We start from the raw sequence: 26,225 nt of genomic DNA on the forward strand, positions 1-26,225 counted from the left end.
GCGAGCCGGCCGTTAATAGCGGCTATCAGGCGCGATTCGGACAGCAATTGTGAAAGGCGATGCGGCTCAGTGCGAGAGTGCGGTCGTCATCTCGTCGCACTATCTATCTGCGTCGGCAGCATATCCCTTCGGGCTGCGCATCCAGGCTTCGACGGCGGACTGGCGCCAGCCGATGCAGCGATCGCTGATCTGGATACTGCTCGGAAAGCTGCCCTCCTGCATCTTGCGATACATGGTCGAGCGGCTGAGGCCGGTACGATCGAGCACGGCCTTGAGGCGAAGGATGCGGTCGGGGGTGTCGGACATCGGATGATCCTTTCCGGCTCAGGACTTGGGGCGCGAGCGCGCGAAGACCTGGTCGCTGTCGAGGAAGCTCTGGAGCATGTGGGGGACGAGGTCGGCGACGCTCGCCGTCTCGCCATAGGTCTCGCGATAGGCTTCGGCATAGGCGGCCAGCGACTGGTGCAGGTCGGGAAGGACCATGATCGCAATCTTGACCGGGGTACGGTCGGGGATGCGCGCGAGGCGAAGGTCGGGCATCGGGAACTCCTTTCAATGCCAGGGACGAAGGATGAGGTCGCGGTGGACGACGAGCCGGACGGGCGCGCCGGGGGCCTCCAAAATCATGATCGCGCTTTCCTTCTGGGCCCTGACGCTCCTGTGCTGCGGCTTCGCCGCAGTCGGGGGCGGGCGAGACGGGCGGCGGGTTGCTATGATCTACGTCCTCGGCTGCCTGGCCACGGCCGGCGCCTGGTTCGTCCAAAGCGACTGGTCGCATACCCATTATGCGACTTTCCTGGTCGATGCCGTCCTGCTCGTCGCCTTTTGGTGGATCGCAATGCGATCGGATCGGTGGTTCCCTACATGGGTCACCGGCTTCCACTTGGTCACCGTCGTGTCGCATGTCGCAAGCTTCGTGGTGCCTGGCTACGCCTTCAAGCTCTACTTCTTCCTGCAAGGCTTCTGGTCGGTGCCGATGCTGATCGTGCTGATCGCGGGCGTGGCGCTCGACCGGCGCGGGGGCGTCGCTGATGCGCCCCGCACCGGAGGGTAGCCCGGAGCATCCTTCGCATGCGGATGCGTTTGCCGCCCCGATTGAGCATCGATCCGGGATCGACAGCGCATATCCTGCACATGAGCTGACGGCGCTATCCAGCAAGGCCCGTGCCATCGCTGGGGCGCTCGATGGCATTGTGGCACGGCAAGCTCCCGTCGCCGGATGCCCGCCCACCCGAGCCAATCCACGGATTGCCGGCTCTGCCGCGCTGGCGATGGTCGCCAAACAATACCTTCGCCATCGGCGCATGCGGGACGCGCTGTTCCCGACGGGTCTGTTCGCCGATCCAGCCTGGGATCTGCTGCTCGACCTCTACGTGGCCGGCGTGGAGCGGCGGCGGATCAGCATATCTAGCGCCTGCATCGCCGCAGCGGTTCCGTCGACCACCGCGTTGCGCTGGATCGCAGTGCTCGAAAGCAAGGGCCTGATCTTGCGCATCGCCGACTCGAAGGATCGCAGGCGCGCCTATCTCACACTTGGGGCCCAGGCCTCCCGCTCGATCGAGGCCTGGCTGCAGGACATGAGCGGCATCGGCAGCACGGGTGCTGACTGACGTCCACTTCCAGTGAATGGGGCAGGGCGGTACGAGTGCGACGAGAGGAAGACCTGCTCCCCTGCCATGGCGCAGCTTAGCCATCATACCTTTCGAACGAGCGAGTGATCGTTAGATATGCGGGCTGGCGTATAGTGGTCGATTATACGGATTAGCGCATATCGCAGATATATGCGCTAATCCGCATATTGAAGAATTATCCACGGTGGCGTATAGCGGCCATTGGAGACGACCGATGGCCCCAATTGCGCGTACCCCCAAGCAGCTCGGCGAAGCGTTGCGACGCTACCGCACACAGGCGAAGCTCAACCAATCCCAAGTCGCGGCGAAAGCAGGTCTGCGTCAGGCAACGATCTCGCAAATCGAAAGTGGGCACGGTGCGGCAAAGATCGAGACGATCTGTGCCATCCTGGCGGCGCTAGATCTCGAGCTCGCGATCACCCCCCGTTCGAAGAGCAGCTCGGAGGATATCGAGGACATCTTCTGATGCCCCGCAAAGCCGCTCGCGCCCCTCTTAACGTCTTCCTGAACAACCGCCATGTCGGCCGACTGACGCGGCAGTCGAGCGGGGCGATCGACTTCGCCTATGATCCAAGCTGGCTCGGATGGGAGAACGCCATCCCAGTGTCGCTCTCGCTGCCGTTGCGCGAGAACCGCTATCTCGGTGACCGGGTCACGGCGGTATTCGAGAACCTCCTGCCCGACTCAAAACCGATCCGCACCCGCGTCGCGGAACGCCTGGGGGCTCAGGGTACCGATGCCTTCAGCCTGCTCAGCGAAATCGGCCGCGACTGTGTCGGCGCTCTGCAGTTCATGGCTGTCGACGAGCTTCCGCCACCAACCACCGCGGTCGATGGGATCGAGATCGGCGAGGACGAGATCGCCGGCATCGTGGCGAACCTCGCGCGCGCGCCCCTAGGCCTCGACAGGGAAGACGACTTCCGCATCTCCGTCGCCGGAGCGCAGGAAAAGACGGCGCTGCTGCGCCACGAGGGAAAATGGCTGAAGCCGACCGGCACGACGCCGACCACGCACATCCTCAAGCCCCAGATCGGCGAACTGCCGAACGGCATCGACCTGTCAAACAGCGTCGAGAACGAATTCTACTGTCTCAAGCTGATGGAAGTGTTCGGGCTGGCAGCGAACGAAGCGGAGATCGCCACCTTCGGAGCAACCAAGGTTCTCGTCGTCACGCGCTTCGACCGGCGCTGGACCCGTGACGGGAGACTCCTCCGGCTCCCGCAGGAGGATTGCTGTCAGGCGCTTTCGGTCGCACCGGCTGGCAAATATGAAAGCGAAGGCGGCCCCGGCATCGCGGCGATCGCCAATCTGCTCGCCGGAAGCGACGATCCGTCGGGCGACCGGCTCGCCTTCTTCAAGGCGCAGCTGCTGTTCTGGCTGATCGGCGCGACGGATGGCCATGCGAAGAACTTCAGCATCTTCCTGGCGCCGGGCGGCCGCTTTCGCATGACGCCTTTCTATGATGTCCTTACCGCGCAGCCGAGCCTCGATGCGCACCAGATCCGCCGGAACCAGTTCAAGCTGGCGATGGCGGTCGGCAATTCACGGAAATATCGAATCTTCGATATTCATGGACGGCATTTCGCGGAGACGGGCCGCGCCGCAGGACTGTCGACGCAGCTCATCGGCCAAGCGATCGACGATATCCGGCAAGGATTCGATCGGGCATTCTCGGCCGTCGAAGCCGTGTTGCCAGCGCATTTCCCGGAAGCCATTCACGCGACGGTCCTGTCGGGCGCTCGTGATCGCCTGGCCCGCCTCGCAACCGCCGACGGGGAATTGGGACGAGGCGGCTCCTCGGAACCAGCCCGGCAGGGTTGAGACCGACATTGCTTGAGCCGAGATGCGCCTCGACTAAGGCGAACCGCTTCAGACATTGCAAAAACATCTGGTGCTTCACAGCGTAATTCGATACGGTTTCTTTAGTAACCGAGAGATGCCAACAAGACTCGAACCGCTACTATTTTATATTTTTTGGGCCAAATTTTGGGTCACCAACAAAATCGAATCTTGCGTTGCCATTTATAATCAATACTTTAACTTAAACTATCGAGTCTTCTTCTGGGCACCATTTGTTCTTCTCAGAACATCCCAAAAAGTCTATAAAACCCCCGAAATCCAAGGAATTTGGCCCTTGGGTCGTCCCGGAACGTGTCAGCAACATCCAGACATTCCGAGAACATTTGCGGGCCTTTTGCGGATTTCGGTGTAAACCACATTCGAGAAAGGCCCGCACGTGCCATTGACCGATAGCCAGCTCAAAGCGCTCCGTCCTAAAAACAAGCCTTACAAGGTCGCAGACGAGCGCGGCCTGTATGTCGAAGTCACGCCGATAGGTAGCAAGCTTTGGCGCTTCCGCTACCGAGTCGGGAGAACCGAGAAGAAGCTTTCGATCGGCACCTATCCCGACCTCAGCCTAAAAGAGGCGCGCAACGCAGCGCTCGAGGCGCGTCTAGCGGTATCCAAGGGCGGTGATCCTGCGCTCGAGAAGCGCAAGCAGAAGATCCGGGCTGAATTCATCGCGGGGATCACATTCGAAGAGGTGGCAAGAGAATACATCGACCAGATGATGGCCCGCAATGGCAGGGCCGATGCGACGCTGCTCAAGGCCAACTACTTCCTCGACAAGCTGGTTCGCTCGATCGGGAAACGACCGCTCGAACAGATCGAGCCATTTGAGGTGCTCGCCCCGCTCAAACGCCTCGAAGCGGCAGGCAAGCACGAGACGGCGAAGAAATGTCGCTCCTTCGCCAGCCGGGTGTTCCGCTTCGGCGTTGCCACCGCGCGTTGCGCGGGCGATCCGACGAGCCTCCTCAAAGGGGCTTTGATCACGCCCAAGGTAAAACACTACGCCGCGATCCTTGAGCCCGACGAACTCGGCGGCCTCTTGCGGGCGATCGACGACTATACCGGCCACCCGATTACGAAGTATGCGCTGCTGGTCGCACCGCATGTCTTCGTCCGTCCGGGCGAGCTCCGCCACGCCGAGTGGAGCGAGTTCAACTTCGAGGCAGGCGTCTGGAAGATCTCGGAAGGCAAGATGAAGTCGCGCCGCGCCCACGCTGTGCCCCTGTCGAGCCAGGTGATCGCCTACCTGAAGGAGCTGGAGGCAATGCTTGGCTCAGAAGGATACGTGTTCCCATCCGCGCGATCGGAAACGCGTCCCATGAGCGAGAACACCCTCAACGCGGCGTTCCGCCGAATGGGATTTTCGAAAGAAGAAGTCACTGCCCATGGCCTGCGCGCCACCGCCTCGACCATGCTCAACGAGTGCGGGCTATGGAGCGCAGATGCGATCGAGCGGGCGCTCGCCCATGGCGACAGTAACGCGGTGCGGGGCATCTATCACCGAGGAAAGCACTGGGATGAACGGGTGCGCATGGCCCAATGGTGGAGCGACAACCTGGACCAGCTGAGAGCTGGCGGCCGCATCCTCAACCTTCGGGCCGGATGATCAGGCGCTCGCCGTGCCGATCCAATCTGTTCGCAGGCGATCCAGGCTGTGGCTTTCACCCTCGGCCGTCACCTGGCCACCAATCGTGTCACTGTCGGGCTCGCAGCCTTCGAGCACCCAGTGGTCACCGGCTTCGGTCACGATAGAATAACCGCGGGGGCCGAGTTCGAGCCGGCCGGTTATGCGCCTTCGATTGGTCGTCATCAGTTGGCGTAACTCATCCAGCGGTCGAGAACGCTTCGTACATAACCGGGCGTCTCGCGATTTCTTGGAATCCCGCCTGCCTTCGTCACGGCGCCGGGTCCAGCGTTGTATGCGGCAAGGGCGAGATGCACCGATCCAAACCGATCGAGCATCTGTCTGAGATAGCGCGCACCACCCTCGATATTCTCCTGCGGATCATGCCGGTTTGCGACGCCGAGTTCTCTGGCGGTGGCCGGCATCAGTTGCGCTAGACCTGCCGCACCCGCGGGACTGACCGCAAGCGGGTTGAACCGGGATTCCGCCCAGATCAGAGCCTGAAGTAGCCGCGGCGGCAGCCGATGCCTTAATTCGGCTTCGCGGATGAGCGGCAGGTAGATCGCTTCCCGATAGCCGGGGACGACTGCGCGGAACGCAGGTGCACTTTGCTCCGAACGTCGACCGCTCTCGCCGCTGAAGCTTTCCCCGCCCGGGTCCTCTTTAAGGCCATGGTCGTGATCGAAAATTCGAAATTCCTGAGCGAAGGCTCCTTCGCCAGCCGTCAGGCTCGCTGCACAGATCAAGCCTGCAATGAACCGGCCTACCATTTCGCGTTCTCCTCGATTGCTCCGAATCGCAAGAGAACATAAAAAGAACATCAACCTGTAGGAAAGCGATTAGAACACCGCAAAGAGGAGAGGCAGCGCTGGGGAAGCGAGCAGACGATATGGAGTCTTCCGATGCAGGCCCGAAGTGAAGGTCAGAACACACAATCCCTCGAAGCAACTGCTCGGCAGCTCTGCAAAAGCCGCGGCGGGCGCTGGTCCGGTTCCAAGGGCATGGCCCGGTGCCCGGCGCACGATGATCGCACCCCTTCGCTCGGCGTCACCCTGGGACGACGTGCTATCCTGTTCCATTGCTTTGCCGGCTGCGATCAAGCGAGCGTGATTGACGCTTTCAGAAGGGAGGGGCTTTCCCCCGCGCAGCTGTTCGGCAGCTCTCCGCTGAATGCCGGAGAATCGACGATAGAGCGGTCGCCATCGCAAGGTGTGCTCCGGACATGGCATAGCGCCTCGCCCCTGAACGGCAGTCCGGCCAAAGCTTATCTCGAGGCGCGCGGTATCACGGCTGTCTCGCCCGCGCTGCGCTTCAACAGTCGAACGCCTCTCGGACCCAAAGGCCGCGCGCAGTTCCTGCCAGCGATGATTGCAGCCGTCAGCCTCGACGAAGGTCCGATCGCTATTCACCGAACATTTCTCGATGCGGAGGCGCCCAGGCTCGCGGCATTCGACGGCCCGAAGCGTGCACTCGGTGCGCTCCGATCGGCCGCCGTCCGACTGTTCCCAGCGATTGATAGAGTGCTGGGCATTGCCGAAGGTGTTGAAAGCGCGCTCTCGGCCCGTGCACTCACCGGCGTTCCATGCTGGGCAACGCTTGGTAATGAGCGCTTTGCGCTCGTCTCGATCCCCGAGAGTGTCACCGAGCTCCATCTCTTTGTCGATTACGATGCAGGCGGCCAATTGGCCGCGGAACGCGCGCTCCAGAGCCATGCGCTCGAAGGCCGGACCATCCATGTCCGGCGTCCTTCAAAGCGCGAAACGGACTGGAACGACGAACTGGTGAACTGGCTCGCCCGCAAGCGGGCTTCGTAGAGAAGAGAGAGCTTTGGCCTCGTGATCGGCAGAAGGCTTCGTGCCCGATGCCTCCATCAGGAGGACCAACAATGCTTCAGTTCGAATTTTTAGAACCCGACGCTGAACCTCATGCCCAGCCCTTGGCGGCGACGATCGGCGAACAAATAGCCTCTCGTCTGGCCGACGGCTGCCACCTTACGCGTAGCTCCATTTCTGCGCTCTTTGCCGAAGAGACCGGGATCCAGACCTGGGGGACGGGTTGGTCCATCGACGACTACAACGATGCGATCGAGATCGGCGCGCTCCTGTGGCTGAAGTCTCACGGCCGGATTACGCTCGGTACCGCGATCCGTGAAGCGGACGCGCGCTTTGAATGGCTCGAAACCGCCTTGCCCCCCCGCCATGTGCGTAGCGAGGCGCAGATCGAGCTGCAGCAGTTCTCGACCCCGCCCATGCTGTCCTGGCTCATGGCGCAAGCGGCTCAGCTTCGCTCATCCGATCAGGCCCTCGAGCCTTCGGCAGGTAACGGCGCGCTTGCCCTATGGCCGGCTGTTCAAGGCTCCGACCTCACGCTCAACGAGATCGATCCTGCTCGCCGACAGTCACTTGCCCATCTGTTTTCCGACGCAGCAGTGACCGCTCACGACGGTGAGGTCATCGATCATCTCCTGACCCACAGGCCGCCGACCGTCGTCCTCATGAATCCGCCGTTTGCGCGCAGTCGTGAGCGCGGGGTCAGTGCGGCAACGGCGTTGCGCCATCTTCGCAGCGCATTCCGTCTTTCGAAGAGAGGCGCTCGCCTCGTCGCGATCATGCCGGAAGGTTTCGATGCGTCTCGCTTCGCCAGCTCATTGAGCGATGCCAGGCTGCGGCTCGATGTGCGCATCGCCGGCGCGTTCCGGAGGAACGGCACAGGCATTCGCGTGCGCATGGTGGTGTTCGACAAGGCCGTCGACGGCCTACCGGTGGTCACTGCGGAAGCGGACGATTTGTCCGATCTGGCAACGCTGATCGGCCGACTCCCGCCGCGCGCTCGCGATACTCCGGAAATTCCCGTGCTGACCGCGCGGCCCGCGACCGGCACTTTGAGAAAGCCAGCGAACGCCCGGCCCGCGGCTCCGTTTGGAACTCGCCCTGCAACTGGCGAGCCGTTCGAAGAGCTCGGCTATGTGACGCTGGATGAGCCCGCGCCCGTCCCGGAGCAGACAGGGATCTATCTTCCCTATCGCCCGAGCCGGGTTCAGATCGGAGGCGCGCCGGTCCATCCGACGCCGCTTGTGGAATCCATCGCGATGGGGTCGGTCGCGGCTCCGATACCGGCCGTGCGGCCAAAGCTGCCCGCCAACTGGCGGGCCCGCCAACTGCTTTCCGAAGCCCAACTCGAAACGCTCGTCTATGCCTGCGAGGCGTTCTCGCACGATCTGCCAGGACGCTTCCGAGCCACCCAGGAAGGAACCACGCTCGAGCAGGCCGAGGATGGAGCCCGTTACCGTCAGGGCTTTTTCCTCGGCGACGGCACTGGAGCGGGAAAGGGGCGACAGATCGCGTCGGTGATCATGGATCGCTGGCTTGCCGGCGAACGCCGACACATCTGGATCACGAAGAATGAGGCGCTGCTCGAGGATGCCCGCCGCGACTGGGAAGCACTCGGCGGCATGCGCCTCGACATTCAGCCACTCTCAGCTTGGAAGCTGGGAGCACCGGTTCGTTGGTCCCAGGGCATCCTCTTCATTACTTATCCGACGCTTCGCTCGGGTCGCGCAGACGATACGCGGCTTGACCAGATACTCGCCTGGACCGGCGATGATTTCGAAGGCGTGATCGCGTTCGATGAGGCCCACGCGATGGCCAATGCCATAGGCAGCCGTAACGCGCGCGGCGCTTCGAAAGGCTCCGAACAGGGCATGGCCGGACTAAGACTGCAGAACCGGCTTCCTCGCGCCCGGATCCTCTACGCTTCGGCTACCGGCGCTTCGGACATTTCCAACCTCGGATATGCGACCCGCCTCGGCTTGTGGGGAGCCGAAACCGCGTTCCCGACACACGAGGCGTTCACGACCGAAATCCGGGCAGGCGGTGTCGCGGCGATGGAGCTCGTCGCCAGGGATCTCAAGGCTCAGGGCCTATATCTTTCCCGCGCTTTGTCATTCGCGGGAGTCGAGTACGAAATCCTCGAGCACCGGCTGACCGATGCGCAGATCGCCATCTACGATGCCTATGCCGAAGCCTGGGCGATCATTCATCGCAACCTCGACGAGGTGCTTCAGGCGACGCGAATAGTCGATGAGGACAGCGGCGACACACTCAACCGCAACGCCAAGGCTGCTGCGCTGTCCATTTTCGAAGGCACCAAGCAGCGGTTCTTTGCGCAGCTCCTGCTCTCGATGAAACTCCCGAGCCTGATCCCCGCGATGGAGGAGTCGCTCGCGACCGGCCACTCGCTCGTCGTGCAGCTGGTCTCGACCGCCGAGGCGATGCTCGACCGCCGCTTGGCCGATCTGACTCCCGAGGAACGCGAAGCGCTCGATATCGACCTTTCGCCGCGCGAGTATGTCATCGACTATCTCGCCAAGAGCTTCCCCACTCGTCTGATGCAGGTCTTCACCGACGAAGACGGCAATCTGCGTTCCGAACCGATGAGCAACGACGATGGCAATCCGGTCATGTGTCCACGCGCCGTCGCCGCGCGCGATGCGCTGATCGAACAGCTCTGCGCCCTGCCGCCGATCGCAACTGCGCTCGATGCGATCATCGAACACTTCGGAACCGGCACCGTCGCCGAAGTTACGGGTAGGACGAGACGGCTGATTCTTGGGCGGGACGGACAGCAGCGGCTCGAACGCCGCGGCGGGTCCGCCAACGTTGCCGAGGCTCAGGCCTTCATGGATGGTGCCAAGCGCATCCTTGTCTTTTCCGACGCCGGCGGGACGGGCCGTTCCTACCACGCCGACCTTAATTGCCAGAACCGGCAGCGGCGCGTGCATTTCCTGCTCGAGCCGGGGTGGCGCGCCGACAATGCGATACAGGGTCTGGGGCGGACCAACCGCACCAACCAGGCGTCGGCGCCGCTCTTCCGACCTGTGACCACGGATGTGAAGGGTGAGCGGCGGTTCATCTCGACGATCGCGCGGCGGCTCGACAGCCTCGGCGCGCTTACCCGCGGACAGCGGCAAACGGGTGGACAGAACCTGTTCGATCCGGCGGACAATCTAGAAAGCGATTACGCCAGAGATGCGCTGAGCCGCTGGTTCCACCTGCTCTACGATGGCAAGCTCGAGGCGACAAGCTTCGCCGATTTCGTGCGCCAGACCGGCCTACGGCTTGAAGGTCCCGAGGGCGGTCTTACGGACGACCTGCCCTCGATCCAGCGCTGGCTCAACCGCGTGCTCGCGCTGCCGATCGGGATGCAGAACGCGATCTTTGACGAGTACCTCGCCCTCATCGAAGCGCGCATAGAGGCTGCGCGCGAAGCGGGAACACTCGATCTCGGGCTCGAAACGCTCAAGGTCGACAGCTGTAGAGTAATTTCGGATCAGATCATTCGGACCGACCCGTTGACCGGCGCTGAAACTCGCCTTCTCTCGCTGGAAATCGAGCGGCACTTGCGGCCCCTGCGCTTTAAGCGGCTCGCGCGGCTGCATGACATTGACTCGCCTGGTGTCATACCACTCCACAATGCCCGTTCGGGGCGGGTGGCGCTCAGCGTTCCCGCGCGCCGTTTGATTGCCGACGATGGAAGTGTGATCGAGCGGCGGCGTCTGCTGCGTCCGCTCAAATCCGCCAACTGGACCCGCGAGGCGCTCGCCGAAAGCGCCTGGGAGGCTATCGATCCGGCTTCGTTCGAACGTCTCTGGCGCGCCGAAGAGATCGAAGCCGCCAAGGAGCCGGTCCGCGAACGGGTGCACCTTGCAACCGGGCTGCTACTCCCGGTCTGGAAGCGCCTGCCCGGCGATCACGTGCGCGTGACCCGTATCGTCTCGGCCGACGGCTCCTCCATTATCGGCCGCGAGGTGGTGGCCGCGGATATCGTCAAGGTGTCGCAGACCTTCGGCCTAGGAAACCCTGTCTTGCCTACTTCCGGTGAACTGGCCGCTCTCGTCCTCTCGAGCGGCACCGCACAGTCCTTGCAGAGCCATGATCCGCTGACCGTCAAGCGCAGCCTCGTCGGCGGCGAGCAGCGCATCGAGCTGACTGGCTTCGCGCCCGATCGGCTCGAGTGGTACAAGGCCAAAGGCTGCTTCACCGAGATCATCCGCTACCGGACGCGCCTGTTCGTGCCGGTGGCCAATGGAGCGGCTATTCTTGAAGCGCTCGCTCCCTGATCAGCGGCAGCACGTCCCGCAGCAGAGAGAAGAGAGTGCCTTGGACTGGCGAACCTTGTGGGATGCACCCGCACCGGTTCGTTCAATCCATCAGGAGACGATCGATGATCCAGTCCATTCCCTTGAAGAAGCTCGTCCCGAGCCCCCGCAACGTCCGGAAGGTGAGCGATGCTACCGCCGATGCCCAGCTCAAGGCCGATATCGCCGCTCGCGGCCTTCTCCAGAATCTGGTCGTGCGCAAGGCGACGCGCGGCACGTTCGAAGTCGAGGCCGGCGGGCGGCGGCTTGCCGCGTTGCAGTCGCTCGCCGAGGACGGCGCAATTCCCACCACCCACGAAGTGACCTGCCTCGTCATCGAAGGCGACGAATACGAAGTTCGCGAAGCGAGCCTGGCCGAAAACTTCCAGCGTCTCGCCATGAATCCCGCTGACGAAGCGCAGGCCTTCGCCGCAATCATAGAAGCGGGCGCCACGACCGAGGACGTCGCCCGGCGCTTTGGCCTGACCGTCCGCTTCGTCGAGGGCCGACTTCGGCTTGCATCGCTTGCGCCATGCGTCTTCGAAGCGCTGGCGGAAGGCGCGATCACTCTCGACATGGCAAAGGCCTATGGCGCGGTCTCGGACACCGAGCGGCAAGCTTACGTCTTCGCCGAGCTGCAGGATGCCTGGTACCAGATCACGCCCGATACCATCCGACGGATGGTGCTGGACGCGACCGTGCGCGGCAGCGATCCGCGCGCGATCCTGGTCGGTCGCGAGGCCTATCTCAAAGCGGGCGGGCGGATCGAGCGCGAGCTTTTCGACGATGATGCCAGCGAGAGCTGGGTCGACATCGCGCTGCTGGAGGATCTCGCTCACAAGAGGATGGCGGAGGCAGCGAGCGTCAAAGCTGCTGAACTCGGCCTTGCGTGGGTTCGTCCGACGCTCGGCTCGTATGTTGGCCACGATCTGATCGAGGGGCTGAACCGCCTTCCTGCCGAGCCGGCCCCGCTGAATGAAGCGGAAGCCGAGGAACTTTCGATACTGGAGGCAGACTACGACCGTGAAGCGGCAGTCCTCGAAGACGAGGACAGCAGCGAGGAAGAGGTCGCCAAAGCTGAGGAACAACTCGCCCGCATCGATCGAGCCATGCGAGAGCTCAACGATCGCCCGCCGGTACTTGCCGACGATCTGAAGGAAGAAGCGGGGGCGTTCCTGGTTCTGTCGCGCAGCGGAGAGCCGATCCTCGTTTCGCAGTACTACACGGCAAACGCGGTGACGCAGCCTGACGACGGCATCATCGAGCCCGTCGACGAGCGGGAACAGGTGTCGAGCAAGAGTGCAGCCTATTCGCAACGACTGCTTGATGAACTGGCGATGCAGCGCCGGGACGTCCTTGCCATCCATCTTGTTAACGACCCCGGCCTGGCGCTCGACCTCATCATCTTCACGCTTGCCGACGCCGATGGTCACGACTGGCGCGCCAAAAAGGCGGTCACGATCTCGGGGCCAGCTGCCAACGGCCCGGTATCGGGCTTCGAAGCCAAGGATGCTCCGGCGAGTGCGGCGCTGGCGGAGTTCACCGGTTCGCTCGACGAGAGCTGGCGCGCCGGCGCTTCGGAGATCGAGCGATTTGCCGCCTTTCGGACACTCCCCGAGGAGGCTCGCAGCCTGTGGCTCGGCTTCGTGGTCGCCCGTACGCTCATTGCCAGCCTCAACACCGAAGGTGACCGCGGATGTCCGCTACACGATTCACTGGGCGCCTTTCTCGAGATCGAGATGGCGCACTGGTGGAGGCCGACGGCGGCGAACTTCTTCGATCGCGTGCCGAAAGCGCGCATCCTCGAAGCCTTCGATGCCGTGGGCGGGTCCGAGCTTGTCAACCGCTATGCCGGTTCCAAGAAGGCCGATCTCGCATCGGCTGCCGAACGCATCTTTTCGGGTGAGTTCATCGGCGAGGCGGACGTCAAGGAGCAGGCGTTGGCCTGGGTTCCGGCCGTCATGCGTTTCGGCACTCCCAAGGAAGAAGCCATCGGCAACGATGAAACGTCTGCTCGGTCGGAAGACGCCAACGACGAATTGACCGAGCAAGCTGCCTGAACCTCCTGACAGATCGGCTTGCGCGGTCGGCGGTCCGTCCATTCCGGACGGGCCGCCTTTAGTCGTTTTTGGCCAAGTCTGAACCGTCAGTCGTTCTACCTAGTGGATGAGACGTCCTCGCTGGATATTCAGCAGGAACGCCGTTGCGAACGTCTGCCGGGAGCTCCATGATGAGCAGCGAGGGGATGCGAGATCGATCACGCTACAGCCAACCTGCCGTCGAGGGATTTTGAGGTCACCTCAAAATTTTTCACCAAGTTGGGGTTCGAGCAGGACTGGCGGGATGACGGCTGGATGATCTTGAAGCGTGACAGCGTGATCCTGGAGTTCTTCCCACATCCAGACCTGAACCCAGCCGAAAGCTGGTTCAGCTGCTGTCTTCGGCTTGATGACTTGGCCGCGTTTTACTCGGTCTGTTTAGACGCTGGAGTACCAGAGCAATGTTGGGGTCACCCCCGGGCTCAGCCGCCGCAGCAAGAAGATGGCGGTCTCCTGATCGGAGCCCTGATCGATCCGGACGGAACCCTCATTCGCCTTATCCAAAATTGATTGCAGCGCCGGCCTTCAAGGTCACCAGAAATCGACGAGCGCATTGATTGTCAGCGGGGGCACACCCCAGTGGACAGCCTTTGATCCTCTTTGGGAACCCGTACCAACTACAGCATCGTTCTCCTCTTGAGGAGCGCGCAAATGCACTACGATTTGATCATCATCGGCACGGGCACGGCGGCAATGGTCGCAGCGATGCGGGTGCGCGACGCAGGCTGGACGGTTGCTGTCGTCGACGAGAAGCCGTTTGGCGGCACCTGCGCCTTGCGCGGTTGCGACCCCAAGAAGATGCTCGTCTCGGGCGCAGAGGTCATCGATGCGGAGCGCCGGATGAGCGGACACGGCGTCGACGGTGATTTGCGGATCGACTGGCCGGAATTGATCGGTTTCAAGCGCACCTTTACCGATCCCGTGCCGGAGAAGCACGAGCACCGCTACCGCGATAAGGGCATCGACACTTTTCACGGTGCGGCCCAGTTCACCGGCCCGAACTCCCTCAAGGTCGACGCAGCAGAGCTAAGCGGCCGTCATGTTCTGATCGCCTCGGGCGCCGCACCCGTCCCGCTCGGTATCGCGGGCGAGGACCATCTGGTCGACAATGAGTTCTTCCTGGCCATGGAGCAACTGCCACGTCGGATCGTCCTGGTCGGCGGCGGCTACATTGCAGCGGAGTTTTCCCACATTGCCGCACGCGCTGGCGCCAAGGTGACGGTGATCCAGCGCGGTCCGCGCATGCTTACGCATTTCGAGCCGGAGCTCGTCGGCTGGCTGACGGAGTCGTTCGACAGTATCGGGGTGCAAGTCATGACCGATACGACTGTCGTTGCGATCGAGCGCAACGACAGCGGATTTGTCGTGCATGGCGAAAGGGGCGACGACAGGATCGCTGTGGAGGCCGACCTGGTCGTTCACGCCGCCGGCCGCGCCCCTGCACTCGACCGTCTGAACCTCGAAGCCGCCGATGTTGCTGTCGCTCAAGGTCGGCTCAAACTCAACGAGTACCTGCAGAGCGTCACCAACCCGGCAGTTTATGCAGCTGGCGATTCTGCCCAGCAGGGACCGCCGCTGACGCCTGTTTCGAGCCATGATGCGAAGGTGGTCGCGGGCAATCTGCTCGAAGGCAACCAGCGGACGCCGGACTATCGGGGCGTGCCGAGTGTCGCCTTTACGCTTCCGCCGATTGCCGCTGTGGGCATGGGCGAGGACGAGGCGCGCAGATCGGGAGCGCAATTCCGGTTGAAATGCGAGCGCGCTTCGCGCTGGTACACGGCGAGGCGGCTTGCCGAGCCGGTCTACGGATACAAGACGCTCGTCGAAGAAGGCACCGGTCGGATTCTGGGTGCGCACCTCGTCGGTCCTCACGCGGACGAGATCATCAACATCTTCGCTCTGGCTATTCGGCACAACCTCACTGCCGATGATCTGAAGAGCACCATGTTTGCTTATCCTACCGGGGCATCGGACGTAGGCTACATGCTCTAGGGGGCAACGCCATCCAGCATGTCGATGACCGGACAGTCGGGCACGTGCCCACCCGAACAGCGCTCGACCGTAGAGGCGAGCAGCCGCTCCAGTCGTTCGAGATCCGCCATCTTGCGCCTGACCTGGTCCAGATGATGAACCGCGATTTCGCGAACTTCGTCGCAGCACGCCTCCTCGGGGCCGCCCAGTTCAAGGATGGCGCGCACTTCGCCAGGCGTGAAGCCAAGCTCCCTCGCCCGCTTTATAAAGCTCAGTGCCCTGACATGCTGGTCGGTAAAGACCCTATGGCCGCCTTCGGTTCGATCGGGCTCGGCGAGGAGGCCAACTTTTTCGAAGTAGCGAATTGTCTCGATATGCACGCCTGTGCGGCGGGCGAGTTCGCCTATCGAAAGACCGCCCACGCAGAAACTCCTTGATCCTGTAGCGACTACAGGTGGCACATAGCGCCGAATCGCGCTGGAGACGAGAGCTGACTGATCGAAGTGCCCCTTCCGTTATCCGACTGCAGGGATCCGAGCGAGGCGTCGCTGCCGTGGGAACGGTGGCCAGCTTGACCGCCCTGTTCTCTGCTGCTGCGTGCTGCGTGCTGCCTCTCGCGCTCGCCGGGCTAGGGCTCGGAGCAGGCGGTCTCGCTATATTCGTCCCCTACCGATGGCCGATGACAATCATCGCCTCGGTTCTGATCATTGCGGGTTGGATGCTCTACCTGCGCAAGCATCGCGCTTGCTCTGCTTACGTGGACTGTGCGGTGCCGGCGCCAAGTCGAGCCACGCTGGCGATGCTCGTGGGTGCTACGGTGATCGTCGTTATCAGCGCGTTGTGGGGTTTTATCGAGCAGCCGCTGATGCGCGTGCTGGGCGGGGCGTGATGCAGACCACCTCTAACATCACATGTCCCAAGTGCGGCGGCACCTCAGGCGAAACGATGCCGACCGATGCCTGCTGGTTTTTTTACGACTGTCGCCATTGCGGCGTGAAGCTTAGGCCGCTCTCCGGCGATTGTTGCGTCTTCTGCTCCTTCGCAGATGTTCCGTGCCCGCCGATTCAGGAAGCCCAACAATCCGGTTCGCCGTCCGGATGCTGCGGGGCTGGATAGCAGATACTCCCCCCGCCGCGCCGCTCAAGGCGGAGCGCCGGCCTCACACAGGGTACCCATAGGCGAGCTCTACAGTCTCTCCGCATTATTCGTCGCAGAGCGCAAAGCTGACACGACGTCCAGATGAGAGGAAAGAAGGCTTCTTCTGATTGCCACGGGACAACCTCGTTCCGGCAATCGGGAGACACCTCATGTCCAAGTTCAAACGCCGCAGCGGCGGGCAATCCCCTGCTGCACAAATCACCTCTGCGATTATCGAGAAACTCGAGCAGGGAACCAGGCCATGGGTAAAGCCATGGCGCGGGGTGCCGGTAGCACGACCCCTGCGCAGCTGCGGCACACCCTATCGGGGCATGAACACCTTCTGGCTGTGGATGATCGCCGAAGCTGCCGGATTCCTGTCGCCCTACTGGATGACATACCGGCAGTGCCAGAAGCTTGGTGGGCAGGTCCGCAAGGGCGAGAAATCGACGATCGCGATCTTCTACAAGAGCTATGACAAGCATGTCGAAGGCGATGATGGGGAAGAAGGCACTGAGACGCGACGCGTTCTCAAGGCCTACGCGGTCTTCAACGCCGATCAGTGCGACGGCTTGCCCGAAATGTATCGTGCCAAGCATGAACTCGAACCGGTCGAACCTGCCGGGCGGGAAGAGCGGCTCGACACCTTCTTTTCAGGGGTCGGCGCCGAACTTCGGCATCAAGGGGCCGAAGCCTACTACGAGCCCATCCTGGATCGGATTACGATGCCGCCGGCGGCGCTGTTCGATGGCTACGACCACTACTACGCAACGCTGGCGCACGAACTCTCGCACTGGACCGGGCATGGCTCTCGCCTCGGCCGGAATCTCAAGAATCGCTTTGGAAGCGAGTCCTACGCGGCCGAGGAACTGGTGGCGGAGTTGTCCGCCGCGATCCTGGGCGCCGAGCTCGGTCTGCCGGTTGCGCATCTCGATCATCATGCGAGCTACATCGCGCATTGGCTCGAGCTTCTGAAATCCGACGATCGGGCCATCCTGACCGCCGCTGCCAAAGCAGAGGAGGCTGCGAGCCTCATCCTGAGGCTCGGAGGGCGTTCGGGTACCGGTAGCGAGGCTGCGGCAGCCGATCTCGCCGAAGCGGCTTGAGGGGGTGCATGATGGGACGTTCTGTCAGCTATCCGTCCGACGCAGTTGTCGCCTTCCGCACTTTAGAGATCGAAGACGAGGATAATTGGGAATGGGAATATGAGTATCTGGTCGAGGAAATTATCGAGACTGCGCGCAGCACCGTTCCCTCACTTGAACCCTGCGACGGGTGGCGCGGCCGCGAAGACCGCATCCTGCTGCGCAACGCCTTTGCCGACTGCGGGATCTCCGCCTACTGCGGGCTTGTCGCCATCTGGCTCGCTGAGCGCGACGACGGTGGGTACTGGGATGCCGATGCCTATCACCCGCGATCCGGGCGGGCACAGCGCTGGCTTTCGCAGGTGGCGAGCCGGTTCGAAGCGACATTCGGTGAGCTACGCATGATTGGGCAGTTTTCGAATGGCGATGCGATCTTCGAGCGCAAGCCTGTTCAAATGAGTAGTTAGGTGCTATGTTGTGCATATGAAAGGATGCGCCAATGGCGACGAGAGCCGCTGAAGTTGAGGTGGGAGATAGCAAGGTCCTGACCACCGCGATCGCCAGAATTGCGGAGTTTTGGGGTCTGACCAATGCCAAGCTTGGGTCGGTTCTCGGGCTGTCTCAGGCCACCGTCTCGCGTTTGCGCGCGGGCAAATCCGAGCTCGATCCGGCCAGCAAGTCGTTCGAAGCCGGCCAGTTTCTGCTGCGCCTGTTCCGCTCGCTCGATGCGCTGCTCGGCAGCGACGATCTGGCTGCGCGAGCCTGGCTCGCGACCCCGAATCTCGACCTAGAGGCGCGGCCTCTTGACCTGATCGACAGCTTCAAGGGTCTCATGACGGTTTGCGACTATGTGGACGCCCACCGCGCTCGCGTCTGAGCTGCGCCGTTACCGCAGGACTGTTTGGCGTGTCGTCGAGGCGCAGCATCGCATCTCGACCAATCGGCTTGCGGCCAACCTTGATGACCAAAAGCGGCTCGAGGAACTCGCCGATGCGGCCAAACCTGATCTGCCCAGGGCAGCGCGCGGGCTGCACTATCTTCTCGCCTCGCCCTTCCGCTACGGCCACGGGGTGGCCAGCCGATTTCGGCGCGCGAACGAGCGCCCCGGCATCTTCTACGCCAGCGAGACCGAGCAGACCGCGATCACCGAAACCGCCTACTGGCGGCTTCGCTTCATCAGCCGCTCGCCGGGTTTTGTCCCCGGGAACCGCACAAGCGAGTATCTGAGCTTCTCCGTTCCTGTCTCCATCACCCGACTTCTTGACACCACGCGGCCCCCTCTGTCGCGCGACAGCAAACGCTGGGTCGACCCGCTCGACTATTCCGCGTGTCAGGTTTTCGCCGACGCTGCTCGTGCCGCTGGAGGGCAGGCGATCCGCTCGCCGTCGGCACGCGATCCGCAGGGGATCAATCTCGCGCTGTTCGATCCCGCGTGCTTTGCCAAGGCCGAGCCCGATCACGGACGCGGCTGGCACCTGCGCCTGGAAGGCCGGCGCCTCACTGCACTGGCTGCGTTTCCTTCGGGCGAGGTGCTGGATTTCACGGCCGAGCAGTTCGGACTGCCTTCGCTCGGCTGAAGCTCGAATCGCGTGGTCCCTCTTTGCGCAGCCTGCCGGAGTCTGATTTCCTGCCTGTCCTGTTCGCTCGCGCGGGCCCTGGACCGGCCCGGTTCCGCCGCAACCCGCGCAAGGCTGCGGCCCGTGTGGCCCGCGCCAGCCTTGCCTTGCGGGGTTTCCCGCTGCGCGGTGCGGCGACCCCGTTTACCCGGTCCCTTCCGGGCCCGGCGAACAGGCCGCAGGAAACTTCTCTCTTCCCCTGCGGCAGTCGCCTTCGCTCAGGAGGAAATGACCCATGTACGACAGCTTCACCGCCCAGCTTGCCGGACTCGATCTTGCCGGCTTTTCGGTTCAACCCGCACCCTTCAACGAAACAGATTTTCCCGCCGAAGAGGCGAGCGAGCAGACCCTCGCAGCCGTCTGGTCCGACATGTTCGCCCTGTTCGCCGACACCGCGCTCGAGGCCGATGCCGAGGACATCGCCTGGGGCTTCGTCAATCTCTTCCACCGCGCGGCGACCCGCAAGTCCGCGCAGGTCGATCGCGCAAGCGATGAGATCCGCGTGCTGCTTTCCGCGGCCGATGGCTCGGAAGTCCACTCGAGCAACCTCGAAGAGCAAGTCGAGCGCGCACAGGCTTCCGAAGCCAGCATGCTCGCTTTCGAGCACATGCGCGAGGTCGCGGCGATGCTCTACCGCGAAGAGACCGGGGCATCCTGGAAGCCGATGACGGGGTCGCGCGTAGCGCACGGAAAGAACCTCACCTCTGCGGTCATCGATGCGCGCGATTTCCTCAAGGTCCGCTCAGAACGTCGGCGCGCCGCGCTCACGCCCGAAGGCACCGCCGTGGTCTTCGCCGGAGGCCGCGCCAGCTTCGCCACGACCGAGGAGGCGACGAGCTATGCGAACAACATCTGGGCCACGCTCGACCGAGTGCGCGAGCAGGTGCCTGATATGCTCCTCGTCCATGGCGGCGACGGCAAGGGCGCCGATCGGCTTGCAGCCGCCTGGGCCGAACGCCACGAGGTACAGCAACTGATCTTCGGTCTCGATCGTAGGTTGGGTGCCCGGGCCGGGTTCAAGCGCAACGAGCAGATGCTGGCGATGACCCCGCGCTACGTGATCGCCTTTCCCGGTAATGGCGTCACCGAGCGTCTCGTCATCGAAGCCAAGGCACGCCGGATCACGGTCGTCGATCGCCGCGGTCCGCTGGGGACCAAGCCTGGCACCGACTGAGGCCACGCCCTTCGATCGCGCTGTAGCGGCCAGAAGACCGCTGACTGCTTGTCGCCATCTGTCGAGTGCGCGTTAACGTCGCAGGGACCCACTGGCGCGCACCGGAAGCTCCGCACTCAAGAGGGCGTTCTCACGCGCCTACCCGCACCAGCATCATCTCTGCGCCTTCCAAGCGAGCACACTTGGACAGCCGATGATGCCTTGACGACGGAGAGCCCGGCAATACCCCCTTTCTGGGAATAGGCAGGCGAAAGATTTCTCGTCAGCCTAATCGCATGGACGAAAGCAGTCTCTCATGGATCACGCCGCAAGTGGTTGGCGAGGCGCTGGCTGGGTCGAGGCACCGCGACCGCGCAATCATCTTGCGGCGCGTTATTGATGGTTGGACCTACAGCGATATCGGCGAGGAGCTCGGCATTTCGCGGCAACGCGTCGTGAGGCGGATGGGTAAGGCGCTTTACAGGTTACGGTGCGCCGTGGATGTCGAAGCTGGGCGGACTGGTGGCAGGTAGGCGCGGTTTGGATCACCGGCCGATGCGCACCCACCGTCAATCAGTAGCCCCATCGGGGTTTTCGACGCTCAGCAGCTCCCTGGTATTCGGAGGCGCAGATTCAGCGCCCACGGCTTCGCTGGCCGACCCGCGACTCTTTCGTGCGCTTCACATGGCTCTTCCAAACGCCCCGGGTTCAGACTCCGCGAAATGACGCTATGTCTTCATCATGGACCTGGACGACCTGCTGCAACGATACTTCTCATCCACCGATCTTGCGGCGGTAAGTCCCGATGTGCTGGCCGCGGGCTTGGAGCGCTGTCAGGTCGATCTCGGCCTCGAAAAGGACCGCGGCAAGCGCTTTGCCCTGTGGGCGCTGCTTTACATGCTCGGCTCCGCGCCTGATCTTGAGGCGGCGTTCAAAGATGCTGACGACCGGGAGGCGGCCCGCAATTTCATGGACCTGCTGGCGGCCAGCGAGGGCGAGGGACCGGGCGGATAGGAGAGCGGGGTCCAGGGCGCCTTCGTCCAGCCACCCGAACCCAGTCCGGCTTCTTCGCGAACAGTCCTGAATCAGGTCAGCTGAGGCCGGCAACGCCTTTGCCTTCGGGCCGTGTTGGCAGCTACGCTGCCTGCCCGCACCACCCCTTGAAAAGGCGTTTCCCTTGGGCCTGACGGCCCTGCGGTGCAGCCCTCCCATGCCCTGTTTCTTCTGGATGTTCGCAAGCCGGAAATGGTTTCCGGTTTGGCACACCGAAGGACCAGTCACATGACCAACCTCGTAATCCTCACCGGCCGTCTCGCCCGCGATCCCGAATCCCGCGAGACCAAGGGCGGAACCTCCGTCACCGGCATCACCGTTGTCACCGACCGCCCCGCGCGCGACAAGGACGGCAAGACCTACAAGGATGAAAACGGCTACACCGCCAAGGACAGCGAATTCCACCGGGTAACCTGCTTCAACGGCCTCTCCAAGACCGTCGGGCAGTTCTGCACCAAGGGCCAGCTGGTGTCGGTCCAGGGCCGGCTCCACTACACCCAGTGGGAAGACCAGGATGGCGTCAAGCGCTACGGCTGCGAGATCCTGGCTGACAAGGTCGACTTCCTCTCGCGCGGGAACGCCAGGCATGGCGACGAAGACAACCGCGACGCGCCCGAGATCGACTGACGTCATCGATCGACCGGCGAGCGACGAAGGGGCTCTGCCGCAAGCGCGGCAGGGCTCCTTCTCGTCTTGTTCAGGAACCAGCGGGCGTTTCGTTGCGACCGGATGCAGACGGTTCGCCTTCCAGCCGCCGCAGCGCTTCGGCTTCACCAAGCTTGCCGAGCATCTCGCTCGCCTGTTTGAGGCCCTTCCTCGAGAACGCCTCGACACCTGATCCGAGGATCAGCTGTCCCAGCTCGAGAGCGGCTTTCTCTTCCAGTGCGCGTTGCCGCTCGTCGAGAGCTTGACGCTCGGCTTCGAGCTTCCTGAGCGCGTCGACCGCGCTTCGTTTCGTGGGCATGCGTGGGGTCCTTTCGCGTCCACTCCTTGATGCCTCCGTGCTCCACTCTGCTGTGCCTGCAGGGGTGTAGGAAAGCACTTTTTGCGAAGCTCGTTTGCGGGCGCTTCATCCGAGAGGTTGGGAATGGTCCTGGCTCACGGATCGTCCATGGTGATGGCCTTGCGGCTCCCGCGTCAAGGACGGCGGGGCCCCACCATTTTGCCTCCCCTTCGCTTTGCTGTGGTCCGACAAAATCGTTGCCCCCACCGCCGCTAACGCGGTCGCCCGGAGGGCGATCCTGGACCCGGGATCCGCAAGGCCATCGGCCGAACTCCTGTCGTCTCAAGGACAGACATCAGGAGGATATCATGGCTTCACTCGCTCCAATCGCATTGAACGCGGAACGCTACTTCGAAGCACTGGCGGTTGCCGAACGACGCGCGCTGCACAGCTACTTCGATCAGCATATCGTAGAGGACGAGACCCTAGGCTACTTCGCGCTCGACGAAGGCGATTACAACGCCCTGCCGGCTCAGCTGGCGAACCGGGTGGTCCACACCGTGCGCGGAGGAATGCTCGACGAGTTCTGAGGGCGAAGAGAGGGCGGGAACCGGCGACGGTTCTTCGCCCTTTTTTCATGCTCACCGGACGATGGGTTCAGGGATGCGGAGCGGGGCTGTGGACGCGCTCTGTCCCGCGCATCTGGCGATGCGCTCCTGAGGGCGCGGCTTTTTTGCGTTTGGCCCCGCGCGCACTTGCGAACCGGCGGCGGGTCGGACCAGCGCGCGCGGGTCGAAACGACAGACCCCGTTCCGGCCGCTTCGCACATGGTCCCTTTGCCGCCGCCTCTTTCGCAGGTGCGATCTCTTGTCGGGGAGAGGCCAAACATCAATCCCTTCTGCCTGACATTCGCCGGCGAGGGATTGCTCGCGCTCCTTAGGCGAAAGGCGGCAAATGCCCTCGGGAACACAACGTCTTCGGTCACTGGCACTCGCCGCGCAATGGGGAACAATGGGCACACCGTACGCAGCGGTGCTGCCGGATGTTTCATTGTCCTTTCAACGAGATAGATCTTGATTTCGCGAGATGCAGCAACTGATTTGCCGGTGATGCATGAAGTGGATTCGCGATTTGCGGGTAAATCACTCTGCCATAAAGCCTTGAACAGATGGGCGAACTTTCCGTTTTCCTACAGGCTGCCCGTGATTTAGTCTGATCCTCGCCTTCCGCAGGGTGAACCAGGTTCCTTATCGTTCAAGGAGCTTGGAAAAGTGCAACGTCATCAAAGTCTGCAGAGCTATGTTCCCCCGCTAATCGCGGACTGGATCAGGGAGCAGGCGCGCCTCAAGCAGGTCAGCGTCAGCATCGTCGTGCGCGACCTGCTGGTCGCCGCCTGGACCCGCGACAACGATGCGCTTCTGCGCCCCACCGGGGCCGATCCGGAGCGGCAGAGGGTGTTCGCGACGGTCGCGCTCGACGCGCTGCTCGCCCACCATTCCGACGAGACTCTGAGGGAGCGCACGCTGGCTGCCTATCACCGCCGGCTCGAGCGGCTCGGTCTCATTCCGGCTTCCGGCAAGGGAGGCGAGCATGAAGCATAATCTCGTCAACTTCACCCGCGGCAGCCAGCTGCTGGGTCACTTCGGCTTCATGTTTGCGGCGGGCCTCAAGGGACCGCTGCTTGTCACCGTACTCGTCATTCTCGGTCTTGGCTGGTGGGAGGTCAAATCCTCGCTCAGCGAGCAAGAGGTCTATCTCCTGTGGATGCATCTCTACGCCTCCACCTACGGGTTCATGGAGTTCGATCCCGCCAAGCTCGTGCACCTCAAACTGGGCGGCGGCGAGACCGCCGCCTTTCCCATGTCGGTCGTCACCCAGTACCCTCCGATGCGCGCCGCGGTCGCCGCATTCGGGGAGGCCCTGCGGAGTACGTTCCTGGTTGCAAGCCTGGTCCTCGTCCCGCTGTTCATCGCCTTCTGGTGGATCGCCGAACGCTTCGGCGAGCGCTCGAAACAGAAGAAGCATGTGCGCGGCTCTTCGCTCGCTAGCCTGCCCGAACTGGAGAGCGAAATTGCCCGGCACAACGCCCGCGAACGGGCGCGCGAATACGGCAGCGAAATGGGTTGGGCATGGCGTCTGGCCGGTCGTGCATCATTGCGCGAAGCGGGGCTCTATACTCCCGCGCATCTCGGTGGCGTGAGCTGGCCTTGGCGGCGCGAGCAGAGCCACGCGATGCTTGTGGGGACCACCGGCACCGGCAAGACCGTGGCACTCACCGATCTCGTTGACGAAATCCGAGAGCGGGGCGAACGCGCGGTGATCTTCGACCTCACTGGGGCCTTCATCGAGACCTTCTACGAAGCGGACCGCGACGTCATTCTCAACCCGCTCGACGCCCGCTGCCCGGCCTGGAGCGTGTTCAACGACTGCACCTCGCGCGCCGAATTCCATTCCGCCGCGGAATCGCTCGTGCCCCACGACGGGGGCGGCTCGGAGCAGTTCTGGGTGCTCGCCGCGCGCACCATGTTCGTCGAGACTTGCATAAAGCTCGCCGCGGAAGGACGGGGCAGCAACCAGGCGCTCGCCGACGAGCTGATGAACGCCGACCTGTCCGATCTGCACAAGCTGCTCGAGGACACGATGGCGGGGCCGATCACCACGCCGAGCGCTGCCAAGATGGCGGAATCGGTGCGCGCGGTGTTCAACGTCAACGCCAAGGCGATGCAGATGCTACCCTCGCGCGGGGAGCCGTTTTCGATCCGCCGCTGGGTCAAGGGAACATGCGAACCGGGCTCGCTGCTGTTCCTCTCGGCGCGCTATGTCGACATGAGCGTGCTGTCGCAGTTGCTCACGTTGTGGCTCGATACCGCGATCAACACGCTGATGTCCGGGCGGCGGACGCGCGACCTCAAGCTATGGTTCCTGATCGACGAGCTCGGGGCGCTGCACCGCCTGCCGTCGCTCGAGAAGGGGCTGCAGACCGCGCGCAACTTCGGCGGCGCAATCGTCACCGGCGTGCATGCCTTCGCCAAGCTCAAGGAGGTCTACGGCGAGAACATGGCGATGACCCTGTCCTCGCTCGCCAGAACCAAGCTGATTCTTGCCACGGCAGACCGTGAAACCGCGACCTGGTGCTCCGATGTCGTTGGGCACCGCGAGGTCCGCGAAATGGAAGAAGGCTACAGCTATGGCTACAATAACGCCCGCGACGCGGTCAGCCTGACACCCCGCCGACAGGTCGTTCCGCTGCTCCTTCCCGACGAGTTCATGGAGCTTGCCAGCCTGTCGGGCTTCATCAAGTTTCCGGATGGATTCCCGGCAGCGCCGGTCACGCTGATCCCGCGCGATTGGCCCCGTTTTGCCGAAGGGTTCATCGCGCGTGAGATGCCATCGCGAACCGGCGCAGCCCACCGCAGCGACAGCGATCGTTCTGATACTCGGGGCAATGCGGAGCATCGCGCAGGGAGCGACGACGAGGGCGGCGAACCGCGCCGTCTGGCGCGCAAGGATCGCCCATCAGTTGAACCGCAGAAGGCACCGTCGCGGAGCAATCGCGCGGCGCAGTCGGACACTCCGAAATCGGGAAGAGGCGGCAAGCAAGCCTCGGCCAAGGCGTCCTTGCCCTCCGATCCGGCAATTGACGTGCGGCTTGCATCAAGGTCTAGCTCCAGGCCGGAAACCGGTGCTCACGCGCAATCCGAATTGCCGCTGGGCGAAGCCAGGGAGAGCCCAAGAGAACCCGCCGGCCTGACGGACAAGCCGTCGCGCCCGGATGTCCCTGATCCGCAAACCTCACAGGATGCGGCACGCGATCGTAACTGCGCCGACCACCGGCAACAGGAGGATCAGCAGCGCGCGCTGCTCGGAGGCGCCGCGCGCGAACAGCAGGACCGCGACCTGGGCGATATCGGGCCCGATATCTGATCGCC

The 26,225-nt window shown here is 63.1% G+C and carries 29 protein-coding genes; 23 read left to right on the top strand and 6 right to left on the bottom strand.

Annotated features, from left to right (window positions below; all coding sequences use genetic code 11):
- Positions 1-99 precede the first annotated feature (99 nt).
- Both H7V21_RS10410 and H7V21_RS10415 read right to left on the bottom strand, forming a co-directional pair.
- Positions 100-306: a helix-turn-helix transcriptional regulator gene (locus H7V21_RS10410; protein ID WP_188053637.1), complete on the bottom strand. Its 207-nt coding sequence runs from the start codon at positions 304-306 to the stop codon at positions 100-102.
- Between the two features lie 18 nt (positions 307-324).
- Positions 325-540: a DUF2274 domain-containing protein gene (locus H7V21_RS10415; RefSeq protein ID WP_188053639.1), complete on the bottom strand. Its 216-nt coding sequence runs from the start codon at positions 538-540 to the stop codon at positions 325-327.
- A gap of 172 nt (positions 541-712) precedes the next feature.
- Here H7V21_RS10415 and H7V21_RS10420 point away from each other — a divergent pair, with 172 nt between their 5' ends.
- The 5 genes from H7V21_RS10420 (at position 713) to H7V21_RS10440 (ending at position 5,085) form a co-directional block, all read left to right on the top strand.
- Complete coding sequence (locus tag H7V21_RS10420; RefSeq protein WP_188053641.1) at positions 713-1,054, top strand: hypothetical protein; 342 nt, start codon at positions 713-715, stop codon at positions 1,052-1,054.
- Positions 1,032-1,610: a hypothetical protein gene (locus H7V21_RS10425; protein WP_188053643.1), complete on the top strand. Its 579-nt coding sequence runs from the start codon at positions 1,032-1,034 to the stop codon at positions 1,608-1,610. Before H7V21_RS10420 ends, H7V21_RS10425 begins: the two co-directional genes overlap by 23 nt.
- A gap of 235 nt (positions 1,611-1,845) precedes the next feature.
- On the top strand, positions 1,846-2,097 hold the full coding sequence (locus tag H7V21_RS16015; protein ID WP_188053645.1) for a helix-turn-helix domain-containing protein: 252 nt from the start codon (positions 1,846-1,848) through the stop codon (positions 2,095-2,097).
- On the top strand, positions 2,097-3,452 hold the full coding sequence (locus tag H7V21_RS10435; RefSeq protein WP_188053647.1) for a type II toxin-antitoxin system HipA family toxin: 1,356 nt from the start codon (positions 2,097-2,099) through the stop codon (positions 3,450-3,452). Before H7V21_RS16015 ends, H7V21_RS10435 begins: the two co-directional genes overlap by 1 nt.
- A gap of 415 nt (positions 3,453-3,867) precedes the next feature.
- The gene (locus tag H7V21_RS10440) at positions 3,868-5,085 is read left to right on the top strand and encodes a tyrosine-type recombinase/integrase (protein WP_188053649.1); all 1,218 of its coding nucleotides are present in this window, start codon (positions 3,868-3,870) and stop codon (positions 5,083-5,085) included.
- Here the strand turns inward: H7V21_RS10440 and H7V21_RS10445 are convergent, their stop codons facing one another.
- Together H7V21_RS10445 and H7V21_RS10450 are read right to left on the bottom strand one after the other, a co-directional pair.
- Positions 5,086-5,289, bottom strand: a complete 204-nt coding sequence (locus H7V21_RS10445) for a DUF5818 domain-containing protein (protein ID WP_188053651.1) — start codon at positions 5,287-5,289, stop codon at positions 5,086-5,088.
- A complete protein-coding gene (locus H7V21_RS10450; protein WP_188053653.1) occupies positions 5,289-5,873 on the bottom strand; it encodes a lytic transglycosylase domain-containing protein in 585 nt (194 codons plus the stop codon). The genes H7V21_RS10445 and H7V21_RS10450 overlap by 1 nt, the downstream gene beginning before the upstream one ends.
- A 132-nt stretch (positions 5,874-6,005) precedes the next feature.
- Between H7V21_RS10450 and H7V21_RS10455 the strand changes: the two genes are divergently transcribed.
- The 5 genes from H7V21_RS10455 (at position 6,006) to H7V21_RS10470 (ending at position 15,330) form a co-directional block, all read left to right on the top strand.
- Positions 6,006-6,917 carry a toprim domain-containing protein gene (locus H7V21_RS10455; RefSeq protein ID WP_262503822.1) on the top strand — a complete coding sequence of 304 codons (912 nt, stop codon included), beginning with the start codon at positions 6,006-6,008 and terminating at the stop codon, positions 6,915-6,917.
- A gap of 71 nt (positions 6,918-6,988) precedes the next feature.
- Positions 6,989-11,221 (top strand): strawberry notch family protein, encoded by a 4,233-nt coding sequence (locus H7V21_RS10460; protein WP_188053654.1) that lies wholly within the window; start codon positions 6,989-6,991, stop codon positions 11,219-11,221.
- A 104-nt stretch (positions 11,222-11,325) separates the two neighbouring features.
- Positions 11,326-13,299 (top strand): ParB/RepB/Spo0J family partition protein, encoded by a 1,974-nt coding sequence (locus H7V21_RS10465; protein ID WP_188053656.1) that lies wholly within the window; start codon positions 11,326-11,328, stop codon positions 13,297-13,299.
- A gap of 192 nt (positions 13,300-13,491) precedes the next feature.
- On the top strand, positions 13,492-13,848 hold the full coding sequence (locus tag H7V21_RS15725) for a bleomycin resistance protein (RefSeq protein ID WP_223177070.1): 357 nt from the start codon (positions 13,492-13,494) through the stop codon (positions 13,846-13,848).
- A gap of 141 nt (positions 13,849-13,989) precedes the next feature.
- Entirely contained in the window at positions 13,990-15,330 is a 1,341-nt protein-coding gene (locus tag H7V21_RS10470) for a dihydrolipoyl dehydrogenase family protein (protein ID WP_188053658.1), read from the top strand.
- Here the strand turns inward: H7V21_RS10470 and H7V21_RS10475 are convergent.
- Entirely contained in the window at positions 15,327-15,731 is a 405-nt protein-coding gene (locus H7V21_RS10475) for a MerR family transcriptional regulator (protein WP_057883273.1), read from the bottom strand. The two genes, H7V21_RS10470 and H7V21_RS10475, sit on opposite strands and share 4 nt — an antisense overlap.
- Before the next feature lie 257 nt (positions 15,732-15,988).
- Here H7V21_RS10475 and H7V21_RS10480 point away from each other — a divergent pair, with 257 nt between their 5' ends.
- The 10 genes from H7V21_RS10480 to H7V21_RS10520 all read left to right on the top strand — a co-directional run bounded on the left by H7V21_RS10480 (position 15,989) and on the right by H7V21_RS10520 (position 21,980).
- Entirely contained in the window at positions 15,989-16,198 is a 210-nt protein-coding gene (locus tag H7V21_RS10480) for a hypothetical protein (RefSeq protein WP_188053660.1), read from the top strand.
- Positions 16,198-16,425: a GDCCVxC domain-containing (seleno)protein gene (locus H7V21_RS15980; protein WP_316715533.1), complete on the top strand. Its 228-nt coding sequence runs from the start codon at positions 16,198-16,200 to the stop codon at positions 16,423-16,425. Before H7V21_RS10480 ends, H7V21_RS15980 begins: the two co-directional genes overlap by 1 nt.
- Positions 16,426-16,616: 191 nt before the next feature.
- Positions 16,617-17,552, top strand: a complete 936-nt coding sequence (locus H7V21_RS10485) for an ArdC family protein (RefSeq protein ID WP_188053662.1) — start codon at positions 16,617-16,619, stop codon at positions 17,550-17,552.
- 11 nt (positions 17,553-17,563) lie between these two features.
- Positions 17,564-17,998 (top strand): hypothetical protein, encoded by a 435-nt coding sequence (locus tag H7V21_RS10490; RefSeq protein WP_188056491.1) that lies wholly within the window; start codon positions 17,564-17,566, stop codon positions 17,996-17,998.
- Between the two features lie 32 nt (positions 17,999-18,030).
- Complete coding sequence (locus H7V21_RS10495; protein ID WP_188053663.1) at positions 18,031-18,408, top strand: antitoxin Xre/MbcA/ParS toxin-binding domain-containing protein; 378 nt, start codon at positions 18,031-18,033, stop codon at positions 18,406-18,408.
- Complete coding sequence (locus H7V21_RS10500; protein ID WP_188053665.1) at positions 18,380-19,108, top strand: RES family NAD+ phosphorylase; 729 nt, start codon at positions 18,380-18,382, stop codon at positions 19,106-19,108. Before H7V21_RS10495 ends, H7V21_RS10500 begins: the two co-directional genes overlap by 29 nt.
- A 274-nt stretch (positions 19,109-19,382) precedes the next feature.
- Positions 19,383-20,321 carry a DUF2493 domain-containing protein gene (locus H7V21_RS10505; RefSeq protein ID WP_188053667.1) on the top strand — a complete coding sequence of 313 codons (939 nt, stop codon included), beginning with the start codon at positions 19,383-19,385 and terminating at the stop codon, positions 20,319-20,321.
- Positions 20,322-20,596: 275 nt separating this feature from the next.
- A complete protein-coding gene (locus H7V21_RS16020; RefSeq protein ID WP_188053669.1) occupies positions 20,597-20,833 on the top strand; it encodes a sigma factor-like helix-turn-helix DNA-binding protein in 237 nt (78 codons plus the stop codon).
- A gap of 208 nt (positions 20,834-21,041) precedes the next feature.
- Entirely contained in the window at positions 21,042-21,314 is a 273-nt protein-coding gene (locus H7V21_RS10515) for a hypothetical protein (RefSeq protein WP_188053671.1), read from the top strand.
- 267 nt (positions 21,315-21,581) lie between these two features.
- Entirely contained in the window at positions 21,582-21,980 is a 399-nt protein-coding gene (locus H7V21_RS10520) for a single-stranded DNA-binding protein (protein ID WP_188053673.1), read from the top strand.
- Between the two features lie 70 nt (positions 21,981-22,050).
- Here the strand turns inward: H7V21_RS10520 and H7V21_RS10525 are convergent, their stop codons facing one another.
- The gene (locus tag H7V21_RS10525) at positions 22,051-22,317 is read right to left on the bottom strand and encodes a DUF6437 family protein (RefSeq protein ID WP_188053675.1); all 267 of its coding nucleotides are present in this window, start codon (positions 22,315-22,317) and stop codon (positions 22,051-22,053) included.
- Positions 22,318-22,664: 347 nt separating this feature from the next.
- Here H7V21_RS10525 and H7V21_RS10530 point away from each other — a divergent pair, with 347 nt between their 5' ends.
- From H7V21_RS10530 to H7V21_RS10540, 3 genes are all read left to right on the top strand, one after another.
- Complete coding sequence (locus H7V21_RS10530; protein WP_188053676.1) at positions 22,665-22,886, top strand: hypothetical protein; 222 nt, start codon at positions 22,665-22,667, stop codon at positions 22,884-22,886.
- Between the two features lie 681 nt (positions 22,887-23,567).
- Entirely contained in the window at positions 23,568-23,897 is a 330-nt protein-coding gene (locus H7V21_RS10535; protein WP_188053678.1) for a hypothetical protein, read from the top strand.
- The gene (locus tag H7V21_RS10540; RefSeq protein WP_188053680.1) at positions 23,887-26,220 is read left to right on the top strand and encodes a type IV secretion system DNA-binding domain-containing protein; all 2,334 of its coding nucleotides are present in this window, start codon (positions 23,887-23,889) and stop codon (positions 26,218-26,220) included. Before H7V21_RS10535 ends, H7V21_RS10540 begins: the two co-directional genes overlap by 11 nt.
- Positions 26,221-26,225: the final 5 nt, after the last annotated feature.

Source organism: Sphingosinithalassobacter sp. CS137 (assembly GCF_014334115.1).
Taxonomy (GTDB): Bacteria; Pseudomonadota; Alphaproteobacteria; order Sphingomonadales; family Sphingomonadaceae; genus Sphingomonas.

What these genes read in the sequence shown, in the direction of transcription:
- H7V21_RS10450 (WP_188053653.1), bottom strand. Translation starts at nt 5,873, where the DNA reads ATGGTAGGCCGGTTCATTGCAGGCTTGATCTGTGCAGCGAGCCTGACG.
- H7V21_RS10505 (WP_188053667.1), top strand. Translation starts at nt 19,383, where the DNA reads ATGTACGACAGCTTCACCGCCCAGCTTGCCGGACTCGATCTTGCCGGC.
- H7V21_RS10445 (WP_188053651.1), bottom strand. Translation starts at nt 5,289, where the DNA reads ATGACGACCAATCGAAGGCGCATAACCGGCCGGCTCGAACTCGGCCCC.
- H7V21_RS10435 (WP_188053647.1), top strand. Translation starts at nt 2,097, where the DNA reads ATGCCCCGCAAAGCCGCTCGCGCCCCTCTTAACGTCTTCCTGAACAAC.
- H7V21_RS10455 (WP_262503822.1), top strand. Translation starts at nt 6,006, where the DNA reads ATGCAGGCCCGAAGTGAAGGTCAGAACACACAATCCCTCGAAGCAACT.
- H7V21_RS10525 (WP_188053675.1), bottom strand. Translation starts at nt 22,317, where the DNA reads ATGCCCACGAAACGAAGCGCGGTCGACGCGCTCAGGAAGCTCGAAGCC.
- H7V21_RS10490 (WP_188056491.1), top strand. Translation starts at nt 17,564, where the DNA reads ATGGGACGTTCTGTCAGCTATCCGTCCGACGCAGTTGTCGCCTTCCGC.
- H7V21_RS10485 (WP_188053662.1), top strand. Translation starts at nt 16,617, where the DNA reads ATGTCCAAGTTCAAACGCCGCAGCGGCGGGCAATCCCCTGCTGCACAA.
- H7V21_RS10540 (WP_188053680.1), top strand. Translation starts at nt 23,887, where the DNA reads ATGAAGCATAATCTCGTCAACTTCACCCGCGGCAGCCAGCTGCTGGGT.
- H7V21_RS10480 (WP_188053660.1), top strand. Translation starts at nt 15,989, where the DNA reads ATGACAATCATCGCCTCGGTTCTGATCATTGCGGGTTGGATGCTCTAC.
- H7V21_RS10500 (WP_188053665.1), top strand. Translation starts at nt 18,380, where the DNA reads ATGTGGACGCCCACCGCGCTCGCGTCTGAGCTGCGCCGTTACCGCAGG.
- H7V21_RS16015 (WP_188053645.1), top strand. Translation starts at nt 1,846, where the DNA reads ATGGCCCCAATTGCGCGTACCCCCAAGCAGCTCGGCGAAGCGTTGCGA.
- H7V21_RS15980 (WP_316715533.1), top strand. Translation starts at nt 16,198, where the DNA reads ATGCAGACCACCTCTAACATCACATGTCCCAAGTGCGGCGGCACCTCA.
- H7V21_RS10415 (WP_188053639.1), bottom strand. Translation starts at nt 540, where the DNA reads ATGCCCGACCTTCGCCTCGCGCGCATCCCCGACCGTACCCCGGTCAAG.
- H7V21_RS10420 (WP_188053641.1), top strand. Translation starts at nt 713, where the DNA reads ATGATCTACGTCCTCGGCTGCCTGGCCACGGCCGGCGCCTGGTTCGTC.
- H7V21_RS10495 (WP_188053663.1), top strand. Translation starts at nt 18,031, where the DNA reads ATGGCGACGAGAGCCGCTGAAGTTGAGGTGGGAGATAGCAAGGTCCTG.
- H7V21_RS10465 (WP_188053656.1), top strand. Translation starts at nt 11,326, where the DNA reads ATGATCCAGTCCATTCCCTTGAAGAAGCTCGTCCCGAGCCCCCGCAAC.
- H7V21_RS10515 (WP_188053671.1), top strand. Translation starts at nt 21,042, where the DNA reads ATGGACCTGGACGACCTGCTGCAACGATACTTCTCATCCACCGATCTT.
- H7V21_RS10410 (WP_188053637.1), bottom strand. Translation starts at nt 306, where the DNA reads ATGTCCGACACCCCCGACCGCATCCTTCGCCTCAAGGCCGTGCTCGAT.
- H7V21_RS16020 (WP_188053669.1), top strand. Translation starts at nt 20,597, where the DNA reads ATGGACGAAAGCAGTCTCTCATGGATCACGCCGCAAGTGGTTGGCGAG.
- H7V21_RS10530 (WP_188053676.1), top strand. Translation starts at nt 22,665, where the DNA reads ATGGCTTCACTCGCTCCAATCGCATTGAACGCGGAACGCTACTTCGAA.
- H7V21_RS10460 (WP_188053654.1), top strand. Translation starts at nt 6,989, where the DNA reads ATGCTTCAGTTCGAATTTTTAGAACCCGACGCTGAACCTCATGCCCAG.
- H7V21_RS10470 (WP_188053658.1), top strand. Translation starts at nt 13,990, where the DNA reads ATGCACTACGATTTGATCATCATCGGCACGGGCACGGCGGCAATGGTC.
- H7V21_RS10425 (WP_188053643.1), top strand. Translation starts at nt 1,032, where the DNA reads ATGCGCCCCGCACCGGAGGGTAGCCCGGAGCATCCTTCGCATGCGGAT.
- H7V21_RS10520 (WP_188053673.1), top strand. Translation starts at nt 21,582, where the DNA reads ATGACCAACCTCGTAATCCTCACCGGCCGTCTCGCCCGCGATCCCGAA.